The 20,073-nt window shown below is 69.2% G+C and carries 12 protein-coding genes; 2 read left to right on the top strand and 10 right to left on the bottom strand.

Annotated features, from left to right (window positions below; translation table 11 throughout):
* Positions 1-217 precede the first annotated feature (217 nt).
* Positions 218-1,867: a Rieske 2Fe-2S domain-containing protein gene (locus tag OV208_RS40420; protein ID WP_267579321.1), complete on the top strand. Its 1,650-nt coding sequence runs from the start codon at positions 218-220 to the stop codon at positions 1,865-1,867.
* Positions 1,868-1,885: 18 nt separating this feature from the next.
* Here the strand turns inward: OV208_RS40420 and uraH are convergent, their stop codons facing one another.
* The 10 genes from uraH to OV208_RS40370 all read right to left on the bottom strand — a co-directional run bounded on the left by uraH (position 1,886) and on the right by OV208_RS40370 (position 18,296).
* Entirely contained in the window at positions 1,886-2,230 is a 345-nt protein-coding gene (gene uraH / locus OV208_RS40415; RefSeq protein ID WP_267579320.1) for a hydroxyisourate hydrolase, read from the bottom strand.
* On the bottom strand, positions 2,227-2,739 hold the full coding sequence (gene uraD, locus OV208_RS40410) for a 2-oxo-4-hydroxy-4-carboxy-5-ureidoimidazoline decarboxylase (RefSeq protein WP_267579319.1): 513 nt from the start codon (positions 2,737-2,739) through the stop codon (positions 2,227-2,229). Before uraD ends, uraH begins: the two co-directional genes overlap by 4 nt.
* On the bottom strand, positions 2,736-3,758 hold the full coding sequence (gene alc / locus OV208_RS40405; RefSeq protein ID WP_267579318.1) for an allantoicase: 1,023 nt from the start codon (positions 3,756-3,758) through the stop codon (positions 2,736-2,738). The genes uraD and alc overlap by 4 nt, the downstream gene beginning before the upstream one ends.
* Before the next feature lie 27 nt (positions 3,759-3,785).
* Positions 3,786-5,132 (bottom strand): allantoinase AllB, encoded by a 1,347-nt coding sequence (gene allB, locus OV208_RS40400; RefSeq protein WP_267579317.1) that lies wholly within the window; start codon positions 5,130-5,132, stop codon positions 3,786-3,788.
* Entirely contained in the window at positions 5,129-6,571 is a 1,443-nt protein-coding gene (locus OV208_RS40395; protein ID WP_267579316.1) for an FAD/NAD(P)-binding protein, read from the bottom strand. Before OV208_RS40395 ends, allB begins: the two co-directional genes overlap by 4 nt.
* A gap of 90 nt (positions 6,572-6,661) precedes the next feature.
* Complete coding sequence (locus OV208_RS40390; protein WP_267579315.1) at positions 6,662-7,438, bottom strand: hypothetical protein; 777 nt, start codon at positions 7,436-7,438, stop codon at positions 6,662-6,664.
* Positions 7,435-8,559 (bottom strand): hypothetical protein, encoded by a 1,125-nt coding sequence (locus tag OV208_RS40385; RefSeq protein ID WP_267579314.1) that lies wholly within the window; start codon positions 8,557-8,559, stop codon positions 7,435-7,437. The genes OV208_RS40390 and OV208_RS40385 overlap by 4 nt, the downstream gene beginning before the upstream one ends.
* A 32-nt stretch (positions 8,560-8,591) precedes the next feature.
* Entirely contained in the window at positions 8,592-9,692 is a 1,101-nt protein-coding gene (locus OV208_RS40380; protein WP_267579313.1) for a hypothetical protein, read from the bottom strand.
* Positions 9,689-10,936 (bottom strand): glycosyltransferase, encoded by a 1,248-nt coding sequence (locus OV208_RS40375; RefSeq protein WP_267579312.1) that lies wholly within the window; start codon positions 10,934-10,936, stop codon positions 9,689-9,691. The genes OV208_RS40380 and OV208_RS40375 overlap by 4 nt, the downstream gene beginning before the upstream one ends.
* A 208-nt stretch (positions 10,937-11,144) precedes the next feature.
* Entirely contained in the window at positions 11,145-18,296 is a 7,152-nt protein-coding gene (locus OV208_RS40370) for an RHS repeat-associated core domain-containing protein (RefSeq protein WP_267579311.1), read from the bottom strand.
* A 183-nt stretch (positions 18,297-18,479) separates the two neighbouring features.
* Here OV208_RS40370 and OV208_RS40365 point away from each other — a divergent pair, with 183 nt between their 5' ends.
* Positions 18,480-19,841, top strand: a complete 1,362-nt coding sequence (locus tag OV208_RS40365) for an IS701 family transposase (protein ID WP_267579310.1) — start codon at positions 18,480-18,482, stop codon at positions 19,839-19,841.
* Positions 19,842-20,073: the final 232 nt, after the last annotated feature.

Below are 20,073 nucleotides of genomic sequence, written 5' to 3'. Positions count from 1 at the left end.
CAGGGGAGGGGGGCCCAGGACACGGCCTCCCTCCCTTTCTTGTGCGCATGGCGATGCCCTTGTGGGCCGCTCGACACCCTTTTCGCACCTTGAAGCCTGTGGTCAGGGCCCGCCCGGGTTCACAGCCTCTCAAACACCAAGGCACCTGCCGCCTGAGGCGATGGGCGCGGGGCGCGATTGCTGGAGCGCCTCCCACACAACCGAGGGGATGACATTCATGCGGATCACCTTCCTGGGTCATGCGGGCTTCGCGGTGGAGACCGCCGGAGCGCTCGTCGTCATGGATCCCTGGTTGACGCCTCAGGGGGCCTTCGACTCGGCGTGGATGCAACTGCCGCGCAACCACCACCTGGCGCCGCGCGTGCGGGAGATGTTGGAGACGCCGGGCAAGGAGCGCTTCCTCTACATCAGCCACGAGCACAAGGATCACTTCGACCCGGAGTTCCTGGCCACGCTGGCCCGGCGCGACTTCACCGTGCTGGTGCCGAAGTTCAAGCGCGCGGAGCTGCAGGAGCTCTTCGCGAAGTACGGCTGCAAGCGCGTCATCGCGTGTGAGGACTCGCGTGAAGTCCCCATCAAGGGCGGCTACATCAAGCTCTTCGTCTCCGAGCAGGGGACGAACCGCGACTCCGGCGTGATGGTGCGCGGCGACGGCCAGTGCTTCCTCAACATCAACGACTGCAAGATGCATGATCGGCTGGCGCGGGTCATCGCGGAGGAGGGCGCCATCGACGTCTTCTCCGCGCAGTTCTCCGGCGCCATCTGGCACCCCACCTGCTACGAGTATCCGCGCGAGACGTACGCGGAGATTTCGCGCAAGAAGCGCGACAGCAAGTTCGAGGCGGTGTCGCGCGCGCTGGAAGCGGTGCAGCCCCGGGCCTACATGGCCGCGGCGGGCCCGGCGGCCTTCCTGGACCCGGCGCTCTATGCGCTGAACTTCGAGGACGTGAACATCTTCCCGCGCGCGCCGGCCCTCTTCTCCTTCCTGGAGAAGCGCCTGCCGGACGCGCCCACGCGCTACCTGGAGCCCATGCCCGGGGACGTGCTGGACGCGGGCACGCTTCAGTTCGTCTCCCAGGTGCCGGAGCGCGTGACGGCGGACAACTTCAAGGCGTACCTGGAGACATACGCGAAGGACATGGAGCACCTCTTCGTGGAGCGCCGCCGCGACCTGCCGCGCGAGGAGGTGGAGGACATCCTCTCCCGCCTGCACGTGGAGCTGCAGCGCAAGCTGGACCTGTTGGACCTGCATGACCGGGTGGGCATGCCCTTCTACGTGGAGCTGACGGAGGCACCCACGCGGCTGCTGCGCGTGGACTTCAAGCACCGGCGGGTGGAGGAGGTGCCGGAGCTGCGAGACACCACGCGCTACGCGATGAAGGTGAGCGCGGGCGACATCGTGCGTGTGTTGGATCGCAAGCTGAACTGGGAGGACTTCCTGCTGTCCTTCCGCCTGCGCCTGAGCCGCAATCCGGACGTGTACGAACCCGTGCTGCACGGCTTCCTGGGCGTGGAGGTGGAGGACATCCGCGAGTTCTGCGACGGCATCCGCGCCACGGAAGCCCGCAAGGAGCGCACCGTGGTGGAGGCGGGGGGCAAGCGCTTCTCCATCCAGCGCTTCTGCCCGCACCAGGGCGCGGACCTGTCCGAAGGCTGGGTGGAGGAGGGCCGCTACGTGGTGTGCCCGCGCCATCGCTGGCAGTTCGACCTGCACAACGAAGGCGCCTGCAAGACGAACAACGCCTCGCTCTGCGCGGAGCCGCTGCTGGACAAGCCGGAGCACGGGCGCAAGGACCGCGGCGGCGACAAGGTCCCGGCCGACATGCCTCCCGTCGACAAGGCCCCCGTCGAACCGCCGCGCGCGTGAGTCCTGGCCCGTCGCTCCTCAGCTTCCCCGGTACGTGGAGAAGCCGTAGGGACTGAGGAGCAGCGGGACGTGGTAGTGCTCGTCGGTGGCGGCGATTTCGAACACCACCTGCACGTACGGGTAGAAGCCCTTCTGGCCCCGGGACTGGAACCAGGCCCCGGTGTCGAAGGTGAGTCGGTAGACGCCGGGCGCGAGCTTGGAGGCCGTGCCCAACAGGTCCTTCACCCGGCCATCCGCGTTGGTGACGCCCCGGGACAGCTCCAGGAAGGATTCACCCGTGGCCCTGGCTTCCAGGACGAGGGTGAGCCCTTCGGCGGGACGGCCCGTGCTCGTGTCGAGGACATGCGTGCTGAGCGTGCTCATGACGCGAGGAGCTTCTCCAGTCGGATGCGGGTGATCTTCGCGTGCTCCGCCGCGGCGATCCGGAGCTCCGCGTCAGAGGTGTTGTTCATGCGGCCCTGGAGCAGCGCGAGCATCTCCGCCGCGCTCTTCCCGGTGGCGCACACCAGGAAGATGAAGCCGTAGCGGGCTTCATAATCGCGGTTGCCCTGGGCCAGGGCCTCCAGCACGCGCTCGTCCGCGGCGGCCACGCCCTGCTGTTCCTGTGACGACCACTGCGCGGTGGAGGCGTACTTCTCCCGCAGCTTGGAGACATCCCCGATGCGCGGGTGGTGCGTGAAGGCCTCCTTCCAGTCCTCCGGCCCGGTGTGCTCCCAGGCGGTGGCGGCCTCCGCGTACAGGTGCTCCGCGTCGCGGAACGGGCGGACGGCGAGCATCGCCTCCACCCAGCGCCGGCTGCCGCAGCAGCGGGTGAGCGCCTGGGTGGCATCCTCCGTCGTCGCGGTGTTCAGGCGCTCCAGCCCGGTGGTCACGCTGTCTCCCCGAAGAGACGCAGCCGGCTGACGCCGCCGTCCGGGAAGATGTTGAGGCGCACGTGGGTGATGGGGCCCACGTCCTTCAACTCCTTCTCGAACACGTGGCAGTGGTCCGCCTGGAGCTTGGACTGCGGCAGCAGCTCCTTCCACTTGAGGTGCGTGGCGTTGGCGAAGTCCAGCAGCGGCTCCTCCAGGTGGATGCCCTCCAGCGAGCAGCGGTCCGGGAAGTTGCCCTTGAAGTAGTGGGTGTCCACCTCCGCGCGGCGCAGGGTGCCGGGCGTGGCCAGCTTCACGACGATCCAGTCGAAGCCCGGCACGCGCTTGCGGCGCGTCTCCCAGCCCTCGCCCATGTTGGCCGCGCGGCCCGGGAAGATGAGGTTGTCCTTCGTGCCGAAGAACTGATCATTGCACGTGACGACGGAGCCGCCGTTCGCCGCCGCGGCCAGGTCCACGAGGCCCGCCTTCTTCAGCGCGTGCCAGTCCGGCAGCACCATGCCGTGCACGCGCAGGCGCGCGACGCCACCGTCCGGGAAGATGTTGAGGCGAACGTGCGTGAATCTCCGCTCGTTGGCCACCGCGAACAGGTTGCGAGAGCCGCCGCGCAGGCGCGAGCGGGGCACCAGCTCCGTCCAGCGCGACACGTCCTCCGCCAGCGACTCCGCGGAGGGCTCTCCCTCCACCTCGCACGCCTCCAGGGAGGCGTACTCGGGGAAGTTGCCGATGAAGTGATTGGTGTCCACGTCGATGCCGTGGATGGCGCCGGGCAGGCCCAGCTTCACGATGCACCAGTCGTAGCCGGGCACGCGCTTGCGGCGCGTCTCCCAGCCGTCCATCCACTTGCCGCGCTCGGTGTACTTGTCCGCGATGAAGACGCCGCGCCCGGGCTCCAGCATCGCTTCCTTGGGCGCGAAGAATTCGTCGTTGGCCAGCAGGGCCTTGCCGCCCACCTTCGCGGCGGCCAGGTCAATCAGGTCGGCGAATGCGACGTGCATCGCCCCGGGTGCTTCGGCTTGCATCGGTGTTCCTCTCCTGGACGGGGCGGCTCAGCCGCGCGGCAGCCACTGGCCGATGCGCGGGCCCGTCAGTCCCTCGGTGGCGTCGAAGATACGCTGGCCGCGCAGGTATGTCCTCAACACCCGGCCTTCCAGCTCGCGTCCCGCGTAGGGCGTCAGCCGGTGCCGGTGCCGGATGTCCTCCGGGGCCACCTTGAAGCGCGTCTCCGGGGCGAAGACGACGAAGTCCGCGTCCCGTCCCACCTGGATGGCTCCTTTGCGTTCCGACAATCCCGCCAGTTTCGCGGTGCGTCGAGCCATCCGCTCCACCAGCACGTTCAGCCCCAGGCCGTGGGCGCGCATGCCCGTCCACACCGCGGACACGCTCAGCTGCAACCCGGCGATGCCGCCCCAGGCGCCGGAGAAGTCCCCGGCCTCCAGCTTCTTGAGCGCGGGCGTGCAGGGCGAATGGTCGGAGACCACCAGGTCGATGAGGCCGCTTGCCACCGCGCGCCACAGCCGCTCGCGGTTCTCCGCTTCGCGGATGGGCGGGGCGCACTTGAAGTGCGTGGCGCCGGCTTCAATCTCCTCCGCGCTGAAGGTCAGGTAGTGCGGGCACGTCTCCACCGTGAAGGGCAGGCCTTCCGCCTTCGCCTTCGCGATGTCGTCCAGAGCGTCCGCCGCCGACAGGTGGACGATGTGCACCGGCGCCCGGTGCTTGCGGCACAGGTCGATCATCATCCGGATGGCGTCCACCTCCCATGCGGCCGGGCGCGAGGCCAGATAGCTGGCGTAGGCGCGCACGTCCCCGGCGAAGGGCGGCTCGTGGTCCGTCAGCTCCGCGTGCACCAGCAGGGGCACGCCGGCCTTCGCCAGGAGGGGCATGGCCACGTCCAGCACGTCGCGCGTGGCGGCGGGGAACTCGTCCACGCCCGAGTGCACCAGGAACGCCTTGAAGCCGGGGGCGCCCGCGTCGACCATCGCCTGGAGCTCGCCCGAGTTGCCGGGGATGACGCCGCCCCACAGGCCGTAGTCGATGGCGCACTGTCCCGACGCAGCCTCGGCCTTGGTGCGCAGCGCGGCCAGGGACGTGGTCGCCGGGATGGAGTTGAGCGGCATGTCCACGACGGTGGTGATGCCGCCCGCGGCCGCAGCAGCGGTCGCCGTGGCGAAGCCTTCCCAGTCGGTGCGGCCGGGCTCGTTGATGTGCGCGTGGCTGTCCACGATGCCGGGCAGGAGCGCGTCGCTCCCCACGTCCACCACCTGGGCGCCGCGCGGCACGTCCACCGTGGCGTCGATGCCTTCGATGCGCCCGTCGCGCACCACCACCGCGGCGGCGCGGATGCCTTCGGGCGTCACCACTCGCTCGCTGCGAAACACGGTCAGGGAGGTGCTCACGGCTCGAACTCCGTCATGGCGTAGTCGGCGAGCGCCCGGAAGTGCTGCTCGCTGTCGTCGGTGTAGAGCTGGCGGGTGATGCCGCCCACCAGTCGAGGGAGGCTGTACTTCATGCCGGAGATGCTCGCGCCGCCGAAGCCCAGCGAGAGCAGGCACCCGAACGTGTAGTTGAACACTCCGTGGATCCACGGCGCGGTGCCGGGCTCCTTCTCCTGGAACTCGAAGGAGGGGCCCAGGTACGGGTGGCGCAGCAGGTCCGCGTGTCGCTCATTCTCCGGCGGCGTGAAGCGGTCCTTCCACAGCGCGATGTGCGGGTGCAGCTGTGCCAGCTCCGGCCGCATCGACAGGTCGGTGGTGAAGCCCGACGCGATGATGAGGAAGTCGAACGTGTGCGTGCCGTGCGGGGTGCGCACGACGGCCTGACCGTCCTGTTGCTTCACCTCCACCCAGGGGCTCTCCGCGTGCAGGTGGAAGGCGGAGGAGCGGCGTGCGCGCTCGAAGGTGTCCTTGGGGGGGAGCTGTCCCATCTCGATGATCTGCCGGATGAAGCGCCAGCGATCCTTGTCGGGCAGGTCGGCGTGGTGGCGCAGGAAGCCCACGAACTCCGCCCACCGGTAGGGATTGACGTTGGGCAGCTTCTTGCGCCGGTAGAACAGGTCCACCCGGCCCGCGCCCGTCTCCAGCGCCACGGAGGCGTTGTCGAACGCGGAGGCCCCCGCGCCGAGCACGCCAATGCGCTTGCCGCGCAGCGCCTCGAAGTCGATGGGGTCGTGCGTGTGCGCCCACAGCGAGCGGGGCAGGGGCTGCACTTCCGGAGGGGCCTCCCAGCGGCCGGAGCCGTCGATGCCGGTGGCCAGCACCACCTTGCGCGCGAGCAGGGTCTCCGTTTCACCGGCGTGGGTGACGGGGACCTCGAAGCAGTCCAGGTCCGCGCGCCAGCGCAGGGCGCCGGCCCGGGTGCCGCAGCGGATGGGAATGGCCAGGACGCGGCGGTACCAGAGCAGGTAGTCCGCCCACAGCTCCTTCGGGATGAGGGCCACCTGGCGGAAGCCCTCTTCGCCGTGTTGCGCCTCGTACCAGGAGCGGAAGGAGAGGTTGGGGATGTTGTAGTCGGGGCCCGTCAGGTACTTGGGCGTGCGCAGGGTGATCATCCGCGCGAAGGTCTTCCACGGGCCGTGGAAGCCGTCCTTGCCGTCATCCAGCACCAGGACGTGGGTCACCCGCTCGCGCATCAGCCCGAAAGCGGCGCCCAGCCCGCTCTGGCCTCCGCCGACGATGAGCACGTCCAGGATGCGGCGGCCGTCCGGCGTGGAGCGCGGGGGCACCCAACTGCGGGCAGGGTAGGAGAGGATGTCCAGGTCGCGCCGGAGGGCATCTTCCAGCGCCTCCAGGCCATGCGGGGGACGGGGCGGCGAGGCCAGCGGTTCGCGGTCTTGCATCAGGGCTCAAGCAACCCATGCCCGGATGCTTCATGCAAGGGGGCGGACGGCCAATCGACCCCCTGCGAGCGTTGTCGGAGACAGGGGGCTTCAGCGCCGCGAGGCGGTCCCGGCCTCCCCAGGCACGAGCAATTCGAAGCGCACGCGAGCGTTGTCCGTGCGCATGCCGGCGGGCCCCTCCAGGGTGAGGGCATCAGGGGGCAGCACTCCCTCCCAGACGCGTTTGCCGTCCACGTATACGGTCAACACATCCGCGTCGATGCGGGCTCGCATCACGTGCGGCTCACCCTGCGCCAGCCTGTCCAGGGGCTCCATGAAGCGCGGCCGGACGGTGATGTAGCCGCCGTTGCCGCACTCGCCGCTCTCATGTTCATCCGGGTTGTGTTTGAAGTTGACGACGATGCCCGCTGACGGCGCGATGCGCCACATGGCGTAGATGACATTGCAGCCGTCCATCGCGCGCAGCTTGAGGCCCACCTGCTGGCGCTCCACGCCGGAGGCCAGCGGAATCACCGGGTCGGTGATGCCCAGCCAGGTGAAGCGCAGCCCCACGTCGTCGCCCGTGGTCTCCGGAGAAACAGCGCGCTGACGCGGGACCTCGATGCCGAAGCGCGTCCCACCCAGGGCGGCCTTCTGCACCTCCAGCACCTTCCCCTGGGTGATCTGGAGTCGCTCCAGGGCAATGGGCTCCAGGCCCTCCGTGGGCGGAGGCAGGGCCGTCGGGGGCGCGGACACGGCGGTGGGTTCCATCACGCTGTCGCGGGAGCCGTTACCGGCACCCTGGCTCAGGAGCAGGACGCCCGCCCAGAGGATCAACACGGCCGACGACCCCAGCGCGATCATCCACCGACGGCGCTCCTCGCTCATGACTTCACCCCGCCGAGCAGTGATTGCAGTGTCTTCAGATGCGCCCCCAGGTACGCCTGCTCCGCCTTGAGGCGCGCCAGCTCCAACAGCAGGTAGTCCCGGAAGCGGCGCACCTGCCGCGTCTCCAGTTGCTCCACCTCGCGCAGCTGCCCCTCCAGGTCCGACACCAGCGTGGAGACCTCGCGCAGCCGCTGTTGTTCGCCCTGCTCCGTGATGCGCAGCTCGCCCAGCAACTGGCGCACCTGCCGGGGCGCGCCCTCCACCGCGTCGCGCGTCTCCTGCCGGCGGCCCTCACGCGCCTGGGCGTTGGCCCGGCCCTGCCAGAGGTTGCCCAGGTTGTAGCCCAGCGTGAGCTGCCCGAAGAGGGGCGTGTCCTGGTCCACGTCGAAGACCTCGTCGTAACCACCGCGCACGCTCAGCCGCCACGCACTCGCCTTGCGCAACCCTCCGGACAGGGCCTCCACCTGATCATCCGCGGACTCGAAGGCCATCAGCAGCGCGCCCAGATCCTGGCCCTCCGCCAGCGCGGGCTCCAGGGCCATCCGCGCCTGCGCCTGTTCGGTGTCGCGGGCCATCGTGCGCAGATGATCCAACCGCACCTGCACCGCGTTGAGCTCCTCCAGCGTGGCGCCGCCGTCGCGCAGCTCGTCGCGCAGCGCGGTCACCAGCGTCTCCGCGCGGGGCAGGGACTCCGCCAGGGCCCGCGCGCGGGCCTGCAGCGCCGCCGTCTCCCCCAGCCTCGCCCCCTGCTGCACGGCGCCCTGGAGCGCGGCGAGCGCCTGATAGCGGCGGCACTCCGCCTCCGCGCGCGATCGCCGCGTGCGGCCCCGGTAGATGCCCACGAAGTCGTAGCCCAGCCCCGCGGTCAGCCGCAGCTTGGGCGACCCCAGGGGCGTCTCGTCGGAGCCCCCCTGCGCGTCGCCCGCGTTCACCGCGCCGATGCTGGCGAACACCTCCGGCGCGAACTCCAACGCGGCCTCCGCGCGCGACGTGCCCCGCACGCGCTCGCAGTAGCCCCGGGCGGGATCGCTCCGGGACCGCACGTCGCCCACCGCTTCCTCCGCCAGGGCCGCGCCCGTCCACATCCCCACCAGGACCCCACATGCGAGGGTTCTCCGCATCCGCCGCTCCATTTCCAGACTCCCGGGGGGACTCACAACATCAGGGGAGGTCGGCCCAGGTGCAGCAGCGCCTCCCGCGCGCTCGGCGCGTCCCGAAGCTGGAGTTCCACCATCACGCCGCGCTGGTGGTACTGGCGGATGGGGTGCTGTTGGGAGACCTCTCCCTCCAGCACCGGCCCCACCACGCCCACCTCGCGGCACCACACGACCTTGAGGGCGCACGCGTAGAGCGAGGTGCCCTCGCGTGCGTTGGGCAGGTTCTCGTACGGCACGAAGGCCACGGTGAGGTTCTTCTCCACGGCCTTCAGGTACGGCGACTCATGCACCACCAACAGCAACTGGTCGAAGCGGCGCAGGCTGTCGTCCAGCGCATGAAGGTCCGCCTCCAGGCTCTTGCGCTGTGCCTCCGCTCTTGCCTGCTCCAGCACCGACTGCGTGTATTCGCGCTCCAGGAGCAGCGTGTCCGTCGTCAGGCCCTCGGCCGTGGGGTCCTTGCCCAGGCCGTTCTCCGCGGCGGTGAGCCCCTCGCGCTCGCGCTTGAGGGTGTCCAGCCGCATGTCCAGGTCCACCGTCTCCTGCGCGAGCGAAAGGTTGCTCTGCGCCATCTGCGCCAGGTGGTGGTTCATGGTGAGCACGCCCTCGCGCTCCATCAGCTTCGCGCCGTAGAGCGCGCTCGTGCGCGTGCGCGCCAGGCCGCTGTACGCACGGTTGGATTCGGCGATCTCCCCGCCCGCGCGCAGGTACTCCTGGCGCAGCGCGGACAGCCTCCGGGTCAGCCGGTCGCGGGAGGTCTGCTCACCCTTGAGGGCCACGACGAAGCGCTGCTGGAAGGACCGCTCCGCGCTCAGGATGCGCTCGGCCTCCTGGAGGCGGTTGGCCACTTCCCGTCGCTTCGCCTGGAGCGCGTCGCGTTCGGACTCCTGCTGCGCCGCCTGCGCGTTGAGTTGCAGGACGTTGGGGTCGGTGGGCGACAGGATGGTGGGCGTCACCCAGCTCTTGCTGGACAGGAAGAAGCCCTGCACCGACAGGAAGGACAAGAGCCCCACGAGGATCAACGCCAGCAGCACCGACCCCATGATCTTGTAGGCGGACACCGCGAGCGCGTTCAGCCGGTTGGCGACCTGCTGGTTCATGACGGGGTTCCCTCGCCTGCGGTGGTGGTGGTGAGCTTCGCGGGGGCGGGGGAGGCAGCGGGGGAGGTCGTGGGACTGCCACGCGTCTCCCAACTTCCAGAATCGAGTGTCAGCAGCGCCAGCGGGGTGAACAGCGCGTACGTCACCGGCATCAGCAGGGCCATGGGCAGGAAGCTCGCCCCGGGCACGCGCCGGTCCTCGGGAAGGTGGCGCGTCTCCATCCGGTAGATGAAGCCCAGCAGGCCAATCACCAGGAAGTGGAACGCGAGGATGTCCCAGAACTCTCCGTTGAGGAGGTTGTGGACGATGACCACGGGATAGGACAACAGCAGCGCCAGCTGCGACACGTAGTGCACCGTGATGACCGGGTGCAGGCGCCACGCGTGCGACAGGCCGGAGAGCAGGTCCACCAGGTTGGAGCGCCGCCACCGCAGTTGCTGGGAGAAGTAGCCCGACAGCGTGGAGGGCGCCGCGGTGAAGCAGAACGCGTCCAGCGTGTAGACGGTCTCGTAGTCGTGCTTGACGATCTGCCGCGTGAGGAAGCGGTCCTCGCCGTACTTGATGGGGACGCCCGCGATGGCGCGCGCCTCCAGGATGGGCTCCAACTGGAGCAGCACGTGGCGCCGGTAGGCCGTCAGGCAGCCGGACAGGCACATCACCTGGCGGAACGAGCGCTCCAGGTCCTTCAGCCACTGCTGGGCGAAGTGGAACTTGATCTCGATCATCCGCGTCATCCAGTTCTGATGACGGTTGGTGACGAAGGTGCGACCGCCCACGGCCGCGACGTTCGGGTGGACGAAGCGGCGGATGAGCTGGCGCACCGCGCTCTTGTCCACCACCACGTCGGAGTCCACGGAGACGATGATCTCCGCGTCCACCGCCGCGCGGACGCCCCGGTTGATGCCCTTGCGCTTGCCCATGTTCTCCGGGTTGCGCATCACCCGGACGTTGGGGTGCCCTTCGGCGGCCTTGTTCGCCCAGGCGATACTGTCGTCCCGGGAGCAGTCATCCACGACGATGATCTCCAGCAGCTCGCGCGGGTAGTCCTGCTCCAGCAGCGCGCGCACCGTGTGGAAGATGCCTTCGCCTTCGTTGAAGAGTGGAACGACGATCGCGACCCGGGGACGGTACGTGTCGTCCACCCGTTCGAACCGCTTCCCCTTCAGGCGCCGCAAGAAGGGGCCCAGGATGTAGCGGTTCATCAGGACCACGATGAACAGCAAATGGATGGGAAACAATTCCATCGGCCCCGCCCCCCTCACGCCCACGCCCACGCCCACACCAATCCAGACGGCCGCTCCACCCATGTGAAGCGTCCGGAAGGTTGGGGGCCCTCGCACGTCGCGCCAACTGCCCGGGACCTGTGGGCAGCCGGCTGACGGGAAGTGGGCAGCGACCGCCAGGAACGGGGCAGGGTGGAGGACGGTGCCTCCACCCTGCATCACAGGAAGCTCAGTTCGTCCGCATCAGCATGAACCCGTCGTAGCTCTTCCAGTCCACGACGTTGGGCTTCCAGGGGATCTGGGCGTCGATGAAATAGACCCGGCCATCCTTGTTGATGACGTTGAAGACATGCCCCGTCTGCTCGTTGGCCGCGAGCCTCCCGGCCACGATCCCGCGGCTGCCCGGACCCCAGGCCGTCACGGTCTTCTCGATGGCCTGCCTTCCCGCGATGCTCTCGAACGAACCGCCGAACTGCCCCTCCAGGACCGTGAGCGCGGTCTTCGGGCCGGCGACAGCGATCCTCGGGGTCCCCGCGAGCGTGGAGTCGACGGCGGTCACCACGCTCGAGCAGTTGGTCCTGCAGAGCGACGGGTTGAACTCATTGATGCGGACGAACTGCCTGAGATCCGCGGCCACGTCGACCTTGGGCGGCCTGATGACCATCGTCGGCGACGGGGTGATGAGCATTCCAATGATGCCGGTGACGCTTCCCCACGCGTAGTGCCAACTGTCCCCGCCGGAGGTGATGCCCCAGCTGTTGCGCATGTTCTCCGTGCAGCCCGGGCACCAGAACAGGAGCGAATCGCCGATGCCCTGCGAGAAGCTCGACCACCGGTCGAACCACCCGTTCTCCTGGGTGGCGATGGCCTCCGCGCCCTGCTGCGAGTTCACGACCCGGTTGATCGTCTCCTCGACCGTGGCGCCCGACGCCGCGAGCGCGTCGAAGTTGAACGAGTTGTCCATGGCGATGCCGGTGGCCGTGTGGACCATGATCATCAGCGAGACCCCCTGCGCGGTGCGGGGCCCCTGGGAGAACGACGCCGTGGAGGCGATGGGCCGGACGGCCGCCTGGGGGTCGGCTCCGCCGCCGGACGCTCCCGCGGAGGGGAAGTACAGCCCCGGGTTGTTGATGGTACTGGGGCCGCCGCCGCCGCCCGGCTGGTCCGGGAAGCCACCGCCCGAAGGACCCCGGCACTCCTGGCCCATGCACCCCGAATCCATGCCCGTCGGGTCGGCGCGGTTGACCGGGTCGTTCATCGAGAAGGCGTAGGGATGGGTGGTGGCCGCGGTGCGGACCACGAGGAGGGGGTCGCGGCCGAGGAAGCGGCCGATGACCGGGTCATAGATGCGCGCGCCCAGCTGCGACACGCCCAGTGACTCCAGGGCCTCACCGCCATTCCACTGGGCACTGGAGTAGAGCAGGGCGCCCGGGGCCACGGAGCCGCTGGACTTCGCCTCGCCGAACGGCTGGTAGTCCACGTCCTGGATGATCTGCCCGTTGGTGTCGGCGGAGTAACGCGCACCGCGCAGCTCTCCGAAGGGGAAGACCCAGTCGTTCTTCTTGAGGCCCCGCCGGGTGGCGACGATGCCGTCCGGACCCGGGATGTGGCGGGAGAGGACCTGGGTGGACTTGCCGCCGATGACCTGCTCCTTCAACTCCAGGAAGTCGCCGAACTTCCACTCGTGCCGGGCGTCCTTGCCACCGACGCGCAGGTCCAGCTCCCGCAGGGTGCCCAGGGGGCCGGAGCGGAAGGTGGCGGTGCCCTCCGGAGCGGAGATGGAGCGCACGTCGCCAGAGGGCAGATAGGACAGATTGCGCAGGCCGGTGCGCGTGGGCTGGCTGAGCACATTGCCGGAGCTGTCATGGGTGACATTGCACGCGGTGCCGCCCAGCCCGCCGTTGCCATAGCCGATGCGGCAGAGCCGGTCGCGGTCCACGGTGCCGTAGCTCATGGCGGCGTCAGCGGAGCCCAGCAGGTCGCTCTGCGTGAGGACGTTGCCCAGGGCGTCGTAGGTGTACTGCCAGTCCCCAAGCGAGGTGCCGCCCTGGGCTCGCTTGGAGGTCGCGAGCCTCCCGAGCGCGTCGTAATAATTGTTTGTCTTCACCCCGACGGAGGCGCCGTTGACCGTCTCCGTGCGCACCAGCTCACGGCCCACGGCGTCGTAGGAGGCGATGCCGACGCTGCGGGAGCCGTAGCTGGAGCTGAGCGTCATGCCGCGCGTCATGCGGCGCCCCGTGTCGGCGTAGTCTCCTACGAACTCCACCACGCCGCCGTGGATGGCATTGCGCACCCGGCCGAACGCGTCGATGGACTTCGCCACGTAGAGTTCCCGGCTGGTGCCCGGGTCCTCGAACTTGACGTACATGAGCCGCTGGGCCGTGTCATAGGCATACCAGGCCATCTCCTTCTCGTAGCCGTTGTCGGGCAGCTGGAGCGTGAAGGTATCGAGCGTGCCGTCCGCGTGCCGGTCGGCCTTCTCCACGTAGTACGTGTCCTTCGCGTCGGTGTAGACGCGGGCGTTGACCTGGCCAAAGGGGTCGTAGCTGTAGAAGACCTCGCCCAGCGGTGACTTCGTCCGCGCCAGCCGTCCCAGGACGTTCGTCGGGGTGACGAGGGACGTGGGGCTGCCGCCGAAGTCGTAGAGGAAGTCGTGGACGGTGTCCTGCTCCGTCACGCCCCGGGTGCGCTCCTCCGTGTGCGTGACACGGCTCTGGGCGTCGTATTGGGAGACCTGGCTGCGCTCGCCGGTGGGGGCCGTGATGGACTCGGTCCACTTCACCTCCAGGGGCTCGCCCCAGTCGCTGTAGCGCATCGTCCGCGGAGCGCTGTCCGGCTCCTGCCATGAGAGGCGCTGGCCGAAGGAGTCCTGGACCCACGACGACGTCACCGGGCCCGTGAGTCCCACGGGATCCAGGTAGCGGGTCATGCCGGTCATCTGGCCCAGCCGGTCATGGGTGAAGGTGGCGTGCTCCAGCGGGGTGCCGGATCTCGTCGTCGACCGCGACAGCACCCGGCCCACCGCCGTCAGGGTGGAGGAGCGCACCACGTTCACCTGGGGCGCGGTGGCGCTCAGGGCCGCGGCGTCCCGGAGGGACACGGTCTCCAGGTGGTTCGCGAACGTGCGCGAGTAGCAGGTGGGAAGCAGCTCGGTGCCCAGGTTCGGCGTGGCGGTGTACGCCTGCGGGCCGTTGCCCCGGACGGTGCACGACGGGGTGCCATCCAGGTTGAAGAAGGAGCTGGTGCCGTAGGCGGTCGCGGCGTTCTGCGACGCGGGATGGGGGTCCGCTTCGAACACCACCCGTCCCAGGTCGTCGTAGGTGCGCTCGCCGCTGATCATCACCTCGGTGCCGTAGTCGCTGCCCAGGGGGGATTCGGTGCGGCGGGTGCGGCCCAGCTCGTCCAGGAACGTGGTGCTGGTATGGCCCAGGGCGCTGCCCTCGGTGCCGGGAGGGACGGGGTCGGTGAAGGTCTTGCTCACCACGCGACGGCCGAGCGGATCCGCTCCGGCGAAGCCCAGGTAGCTCGTGGTGGACATCACCCCCAGGGCGCCATCCAGGGGTTGCACGGTGGCGCGCACCCTGCGCCCGTAGCCGTCCCGGTCCACGCCGTACCGGGTCTGGTTGGGGTCGGTCGTGAGCAGTGCCTCGAGGCTGAGCGGGTCGCGCTGGAGGGTGGTGGTGAGCGTCGGCAGGCCCGTGGCGTCCACCCGCTCTTCCATCGGCGCGAGCCCGAACTCGTCATGGATGAGCTTCACGGTGCGCGTGGCGCCGTCCTCGCGCACGCGGGAGACGGTGGCGGGGTTGCCAGCGGCATCGTAGTCGGTGGTGTACTCGGTCACCGTGTTCAGGAGCGCGCCGGTGGTGAGGTCGCGCCGGTCGCGCAGGTGCGAGGTGAGGTGGCCCAGGGAGACGCTGCCGGAGGCCAGGCCGTCGTACAGCCAGGACTCGGAGGCGTACGTCACATAGGGCGTCTTGTCGCACGTCCAGTAGCGTCGGCTCCTGGGCGCGTGGAGCACCCGAGGAACAGCGCCCGTGCCGGTGGGCGTGGCGTACTTCGTCTCCACGCAGAGGTCGTCGTCGGTCCGGTAGACGTCGTTGGCGTGCTTGACGTTGAGGAACCGGCCGAAGTCGTCCACGTCCGTCGCCTCCGAACGGGTGACCACGTTGGCCGTGGAGGGCGGCGCCGCGCTGCCGCGCCAGGTGTCGGTGACGCGCTCGTAGGCGAAGCCGTGCGCGCGGCAGGCGTCGTACCCGCCGTTGACGACGAGGTACGAGGCCTGGAAGTCGAGCGGATGGGCCAGCTCGAAGCAGTCCAGGCCCTCGTTGGGCGTACCGGCGGGGACGGGCTCCGGGAAGTACTTCGTGCCCCATTCGACGTGCGTGCTCTTCAGCCGGCCGGCGTAGGTGGGCAGGTCGGTGGCCAGCAGCGTCCAGGGGTCCAGGCTGGAGCTGGTGACGGTGGTGACGTCGCGCACCTTGCCCGTCAGCAGGGAGCGGGCGAAGCGCACGGCCGGGGAGGTGTTGTCGAAGGCGGGCTGGGGGTAGGTGTCCGTGAGGGTGGCGTAGCCCTCGCTCTTGCCCAGGACGGTGACGGTGCTCAGGGTCACCGAGCGCTGATAGGCGGGCATCGTGAAGGTGTGGAGCGCGGAGTCGTAGACGAGCTCCGCGCCGCCGTAGGCGTAGCGGGTCTCCGCCAGCGTGCCGCCCAGGCCCAGGCCGCCAACGGTCACCACGGAGGAGACGACGACTTCGGGGAAGGGCACCTGGTGCTTCGTGGTGCCATCCTCCTTGGCGGAGCGCCAGGCGACGGTGGTGAGGGCGCCGTGGTTGTTGCCCACGCGGATGATCCGACCGGCCTCGGGCTTGCCGGGGCGGGTGCCGCCGGAGAGCTGGTAGATGTCCAGGTTGGTGCCGTTGAGGCGGACGACCTCGGGCTTGCCGTCGCCGTTGAGGTCATAGAGACCGCTGGTGGTGTTGGACGTCAGGCCGTCGCAGCGCTCCGTCTGGTTGGAGAGGGAGAAGGCGCTTCCCACCACGCTGATGTTCACGGCCGGGGCGAAGCCCGCGCCGGTGCCGACGGCGACGGTCCATTGCACGGTCGAATTGACGATGCCGCTGGCCACGTAGTCGGGGATGCCGTCGCCGGTCAGGTCGCGAAGCCCCTGGGTCTGGCCGGAGCCGTAGGGGGTGCTCAAGGGAGGATCCGGATTGGGCCAGGTGCAGATGCGCTCCTGGGCGTTCTCCTGCACGGACAGGGAGCCCGGCAGCGTCAGGGTCGCGACGCTGAAGCCGCTGCCGGTGCCAAGCGAGACCGTGGAGTCCTCCACGCGGTCGAGGAGGCCGTCGCCGTTGACGTCGGCGAGGCCGCACTTGACGAGCTGGGAGTCGCTGGTCGTGACCCACAGGCCCACGCCGCAGGCGGCGTTCGACTTGAGCGTGACGGGCGAGGAGAAGCCGGTGACGCCGTCGGAGATCATCACGCCATAGGTATTGAAGAAGGCCTGGACCTCGTTCGCGCCGAGCGCGGTGGGCCGCATGTCGACGGAGAAGTCGCCCCAGATGACTTGATTGGGCACGGTGCCATTGGCGCCCGGCGGGTTGAAATACACGGTGACGGGCGAGGAGTTGAAGACGAACTCCAGGAAGCCGTCGCCGTTGATGTCCGTCACCTCCCATTCCGTATAGGTCTTCTCCGGCTGCGCATCCGAAACCGTGCCCAGGGCGGGCGTGGCGCCGTTCGGGTAGCCCTGGGGGTAGAGCTCCCATTGCGTGATGCCGGCGTTCCACTTCCAGGTCAGGCGCCTCTTGTGATCACGGCCGCTGAAGCGGCTGGACAGAGGCAGGTAGCCATTGCTGAGGGAGTGGCCCAGACCGACGAGGTGGTTGTAGAGGGCGGAGATGGAATACGAGCGGCGCTGCCACTGGATGCCCGTGGGGCCGGTGCCGGGTGTGTTGAGGTAGATGACCCATTTGTACGGGGACTCGCCGGCGTCGATGAAGTCGATGCGGCCGTCGCTATTGATGTCGAAGGCCTGACGCCAGACGCGGTCCTTGCCGTTGGCCGCGGGGTTGCCGGGGAAGCGCACCTCCGTGGCGCTCCTCGACTCGAAGGGGCCCGAAGCGAAGGTGGCGTCGGCGAGCTGGGCGTTGACGGTGCCCAGGGTGGTGGCGCCAGAGGCGTTGGGCTTGTTGAGGGCGACCCAGAGCTTGCCGCCCTTGGCGTAGACGAAGTCGGGCAGGCCGTCGCCGGTGACGTCGGTGAGGCTCTGCCAGGTGGCGGAGCCGACCTCGGAGGTGAGCGGCGGCAGGAAGGTGCCGTCGCGTCCGGTGCTGGAGAGCTTCGTGGAGTCCACGCCGGAGGGGAGCGGGATGGAAGCGGACCTGGCATAGGTGAGGGCGCCGCTGGTGGTGGCGACGCCGTAGGTGAAGGAGGCGACGGGGAGCGCGACGGACTGCTCCGCGGTGCCCTGGCGCCCGAGCATGGAGACGGAGACGAGGCGGGGCTGCCGCGTGTCGGCGTCGGGCTGGTAGGCGAAGGTATAGGTGCGAAGCCGCTGGGGGGAGCTGGCGCAGGTGGCGCGGCTGGAGACGTCCAGGGTGCTCAGGGTGCGCACGCGCGTCAGGACGACGTTGGTGCCCAGCAGGGACAGCGAGAGAGGCGAAGAGACCGGGGCGCCGTAGTTGAGGGTGAGCTCGTTCTTGAAGCAGTTGGACTGGGGGTGCTTGTTGTAGAGCACCTGTCGCAGGTCGAGGGTGTAGCCCACGCCCGCGCCGGGCGTGGCGACGCCGGAGACGTCGTAGGTGAGCTGGACGGCGGTGTTGTCCGGGCCGGTGATGGACGTCAGCAGCCAGAGGCCCGCACCGAAGAGGAGGTTGGGCTGGGTGAAGGTCCAGGTCCGCCCGTCGCCGTCGTACATCACCCAGGTGCTGTCCACCTCCTTGAGGAGCAGGTCGGACGCGCCGTTGCGCGCGCCCCAGTGCAACACCTGCGGCGGCCCCGCGGAGACCTGCTGGGGAAACAACTCCAGGGTCTGTCCCTGCAGGGAGAGGGTGACCTGCTCACGACCCGTGGGGGCCCCCGTGCCAACCCGCGGCTTGCGGTGGGCGAAGGACATGTCCCGGCGGATGTAGGAGAGCGGGACGTCCCAGCCGAGTCCCACGGCGCCGACGCCCCGGGCGCCATTGCCGATGGACAGTGGAACGGGCAGGCCGCCGCGCGAACCCGGCAGGTCCAGCGGAATGGAGACCGAGTAGCCGCCCGACGCATTGACCGAGCCCGGCGAGGTGCCGGTGTCGGAAGCACGCGCCGCGTAGTGGCCTCCGGTGGGCGCCAGCTGCGCCAAGCCCAGGTCAGGCCACAGCCCCAACACAAGGCCCATGGCGAAACAAAGCCACGGGCTTCCAGACATCCGTTGCATGTGTACCCCCTCAGGTACGCCCTACACGTTCACCATTCACGGTGACCCCAACGGGGGCAATACAGTAAAATCAGTTTAATTGGAAGTCCCTGGTGCTACTCAGTCAGTTGCGTCGAGTCGAGGGGCGTGATCGAGTTCGAGGTCATGACCCCTGCACAGATGCGCAAGCTGGATAAAGAGCTGCGCGAGTACCTGGAGTCGATGGTGGAGGGGATGGGCCGCAGTGAGAGGCGGCGGGCGATGGAGTGGTACCTGACGGGCCTGCTGCTGGAGGGGGTGCGCAAGAGCACCGAGCCGATGGCGGCGCGGCTGGTGAAGGACGCCACGCAGGTGGAAGCCATGCGGCAGCGGTTGCACCAGTGCGTGTCGGTGTCTGAGTGGAGCGACGCCCAGATGAGGGGCCGGCTGGCACTGAAGCTGGAGCAGCAGTTGCCCGAGGTGGAAGCGTACGTGGTGGACGACACGGGCTTTCCCAAGAAGGGCGAGCACTCGGTGGGCGTGGCGCGGCAGTACTCGGGCACGTTGGGCCGCACCGAGAATTGCCAGGTGGCCGTCAGCCTGCATCTGGCTGGAGAACGAGGCAGCGGCTGCGTGGCCCTGCGGGTGTACCTGCCGGAGGCGTGGGCGAAGAGCCGCACGCGTCGCAAGGCGGTGGGGGTACCCGCGCCGGTGAAGTTCCAGACGAAATGGCAAATCGCGCTGGGGCAGTTGGACGACGCGCTGGCGTGGGGCGTGCGGCGGCACGTGGTGTTGGCGGACGCGGGCTATGGCAGCGCCCGCGAGTTCCGCGAGGGCGTGCGCGAGCGCGGACTGCACTTCCTGGTGGGCGTGACGGGCACGCACACGGCCTGGCCTCCGGGCGCCCAGCCAGTGCTCGCGCCCAGGGTAGAAGGCCGCCGGGGACGCCCGCGCCAAGGCTACGTGGCCCCGGGCGTGGAGCCGTGGCCCCTCGAAGCGCTGGTGCGCCAGTTGCCCCCGGAGCAATGGAAGACGGTGCGTTGGCGCGAAGGCAGCCTGGGTGAGCAGTCCTCGCGCTTCGCCGCGGTGCGGGTGCGAACGGCGGAGCGTCACGCGAAGCGTGCGGCGCCCTCGGAAGAAGTGTGGCTGCTGGCGCAATGGCCTGAAGGGGAAAAGGCTCCGACGAAGCTGGCCTACTGCTCGTTGCCGGCGAACACGCCCCTCAAGACGCTGGTGCGGCTGTGGAAGCTGCGCTGGCGCGTCGAGCGCGACTACCAGGAGATGAAAGGCGAGGTGGGACTGGACCACTACGAGGGACGCGGCTGGCGCGGCTTTCACCACCACGCCACCCTCTGCATGGTGGCCCACGGCTTCCTCGCGCTCCGTCGAGCGCTTTTCCCCCCGGAAGAGGACGCACTGGACACTGCCCATGGTGCGGCGCCGACTTCAGCACCTGCTGCTCGCCCGCATCGGCCATTGCCCGCTCTGCCTCCGTCACATCCACGCCCGCGCTCCTCCCCTCGGGCCGTCGCGCATCTGATCAAGTAGTACTAGGGCCTGTCCCCGGCCTGTCGTGTCTGCCGCGACTGTAGTCCCGAGGCAGTGAGCGCTCGGAGCCCGGTTGACGGGGCTCCGAGCGTCACGCATTGGAGACACATGTCCGATACTTTTATTACAGGTCCAGCAGGGCCTCGGCTCGCTTGAGGCGCACCTGGGCCCGGGCCAACTCCTTCACCAGCTCTGCGACGCGCCGGGCACTCGCCGATTGAAACCGGCGGAG

Origin of the sequence: Corallococcus sp. bb12-1, from assembly GCF_026626765.1 — a bacterium.
Lineage (GTDB): Bacteria > Myxococcota > Myxococcia > Myxococcales > Myxococcaceae > Corallococcus > Corallococcus terminator.
The sequence above is the reverse complement of the archived record's forward strand: the minus strand, read 5'-3'. Positions and strand labels throughout refer to the sequence as shown.

What these genes read in the sequence shown, in the direction of transcription:
- OV208_RS40420 (WP_267579321.1), top strand. Translation starts at nt 218, where the DNA reads ATGCGGATCACCTTCCTGGGTCATGCGGGCTTCGCGGTGGAGACCGCC.
- uraH (WP_267579320.1), bottom strand. Translation starts at nt 2,230, where the DNA reads ATGAGCACGCTCAGCACGCATGTCCTCGACACGAGCACGGGCCGTCCC.
- alc (WP_267579318.1), bottom strand. Translation starts at nt 3,758, where the DNA reads ATGCAAGCCGAAGCACCCGGGGCGATGCACGTCGCATTCGCCGACCTG.
- OV208_RS40395 (WP_267579316.1), bottom strand. Translation starts at nt 6,571, where the DNA reads ATGCAAGACCGCGAACCGCTGGCCTCGCCGCCCCGTCCCCCGCATGGC.
- OV208_RS40390 (WP_267579315.1), bottom strand. Translation starts at nt 7,438, where the DNA reads ATGAGCGAGGAGCGCCGTCGGTGGATGATCGCGCTGGGGTCGTCGGCC.
- OV208_RS40385 (WP_267579314.1), bottom strand. Translation starts at nt 8,559, where the DNA reads ATGCGGAGAACCCTCGCATGTGGGGTCCTGGTGGGGATGTGGACGGGC.
- OV208_RS40380 (WP_267579313.1), bottom strand. Translation starts at nt 9,692, where the DNA reads ATGAACCAGCAGGTCGCCAACCGGCTGAACGCGCTCGCGGTGTCCGCC.
- OV208_RS40375 (WP_267579312.1), bottom strand. Translation starts at nt 10,936, where the DNA reads ATGGAATTGTTTCCCATCCATTTGCTGTTCATCGTGGTCCTGATGAAC.
- OV208_RS40370 (WP_267579311.1), bottom strand. Translation starts at nt 18,296, where the DNA reads ATGGGCCTTGTGTTGGGGCTGTGGCCTGACCTGGGCTTGGCGCAGCTG.
- OV208_RS40365 (WP_267579310.1), top strand. Translation starts at nt 18,480, where the DNA reads ATGACCCCTGCACAGATGCGCAAGCTGGATAAAGAGCTGCGCGAGTAC.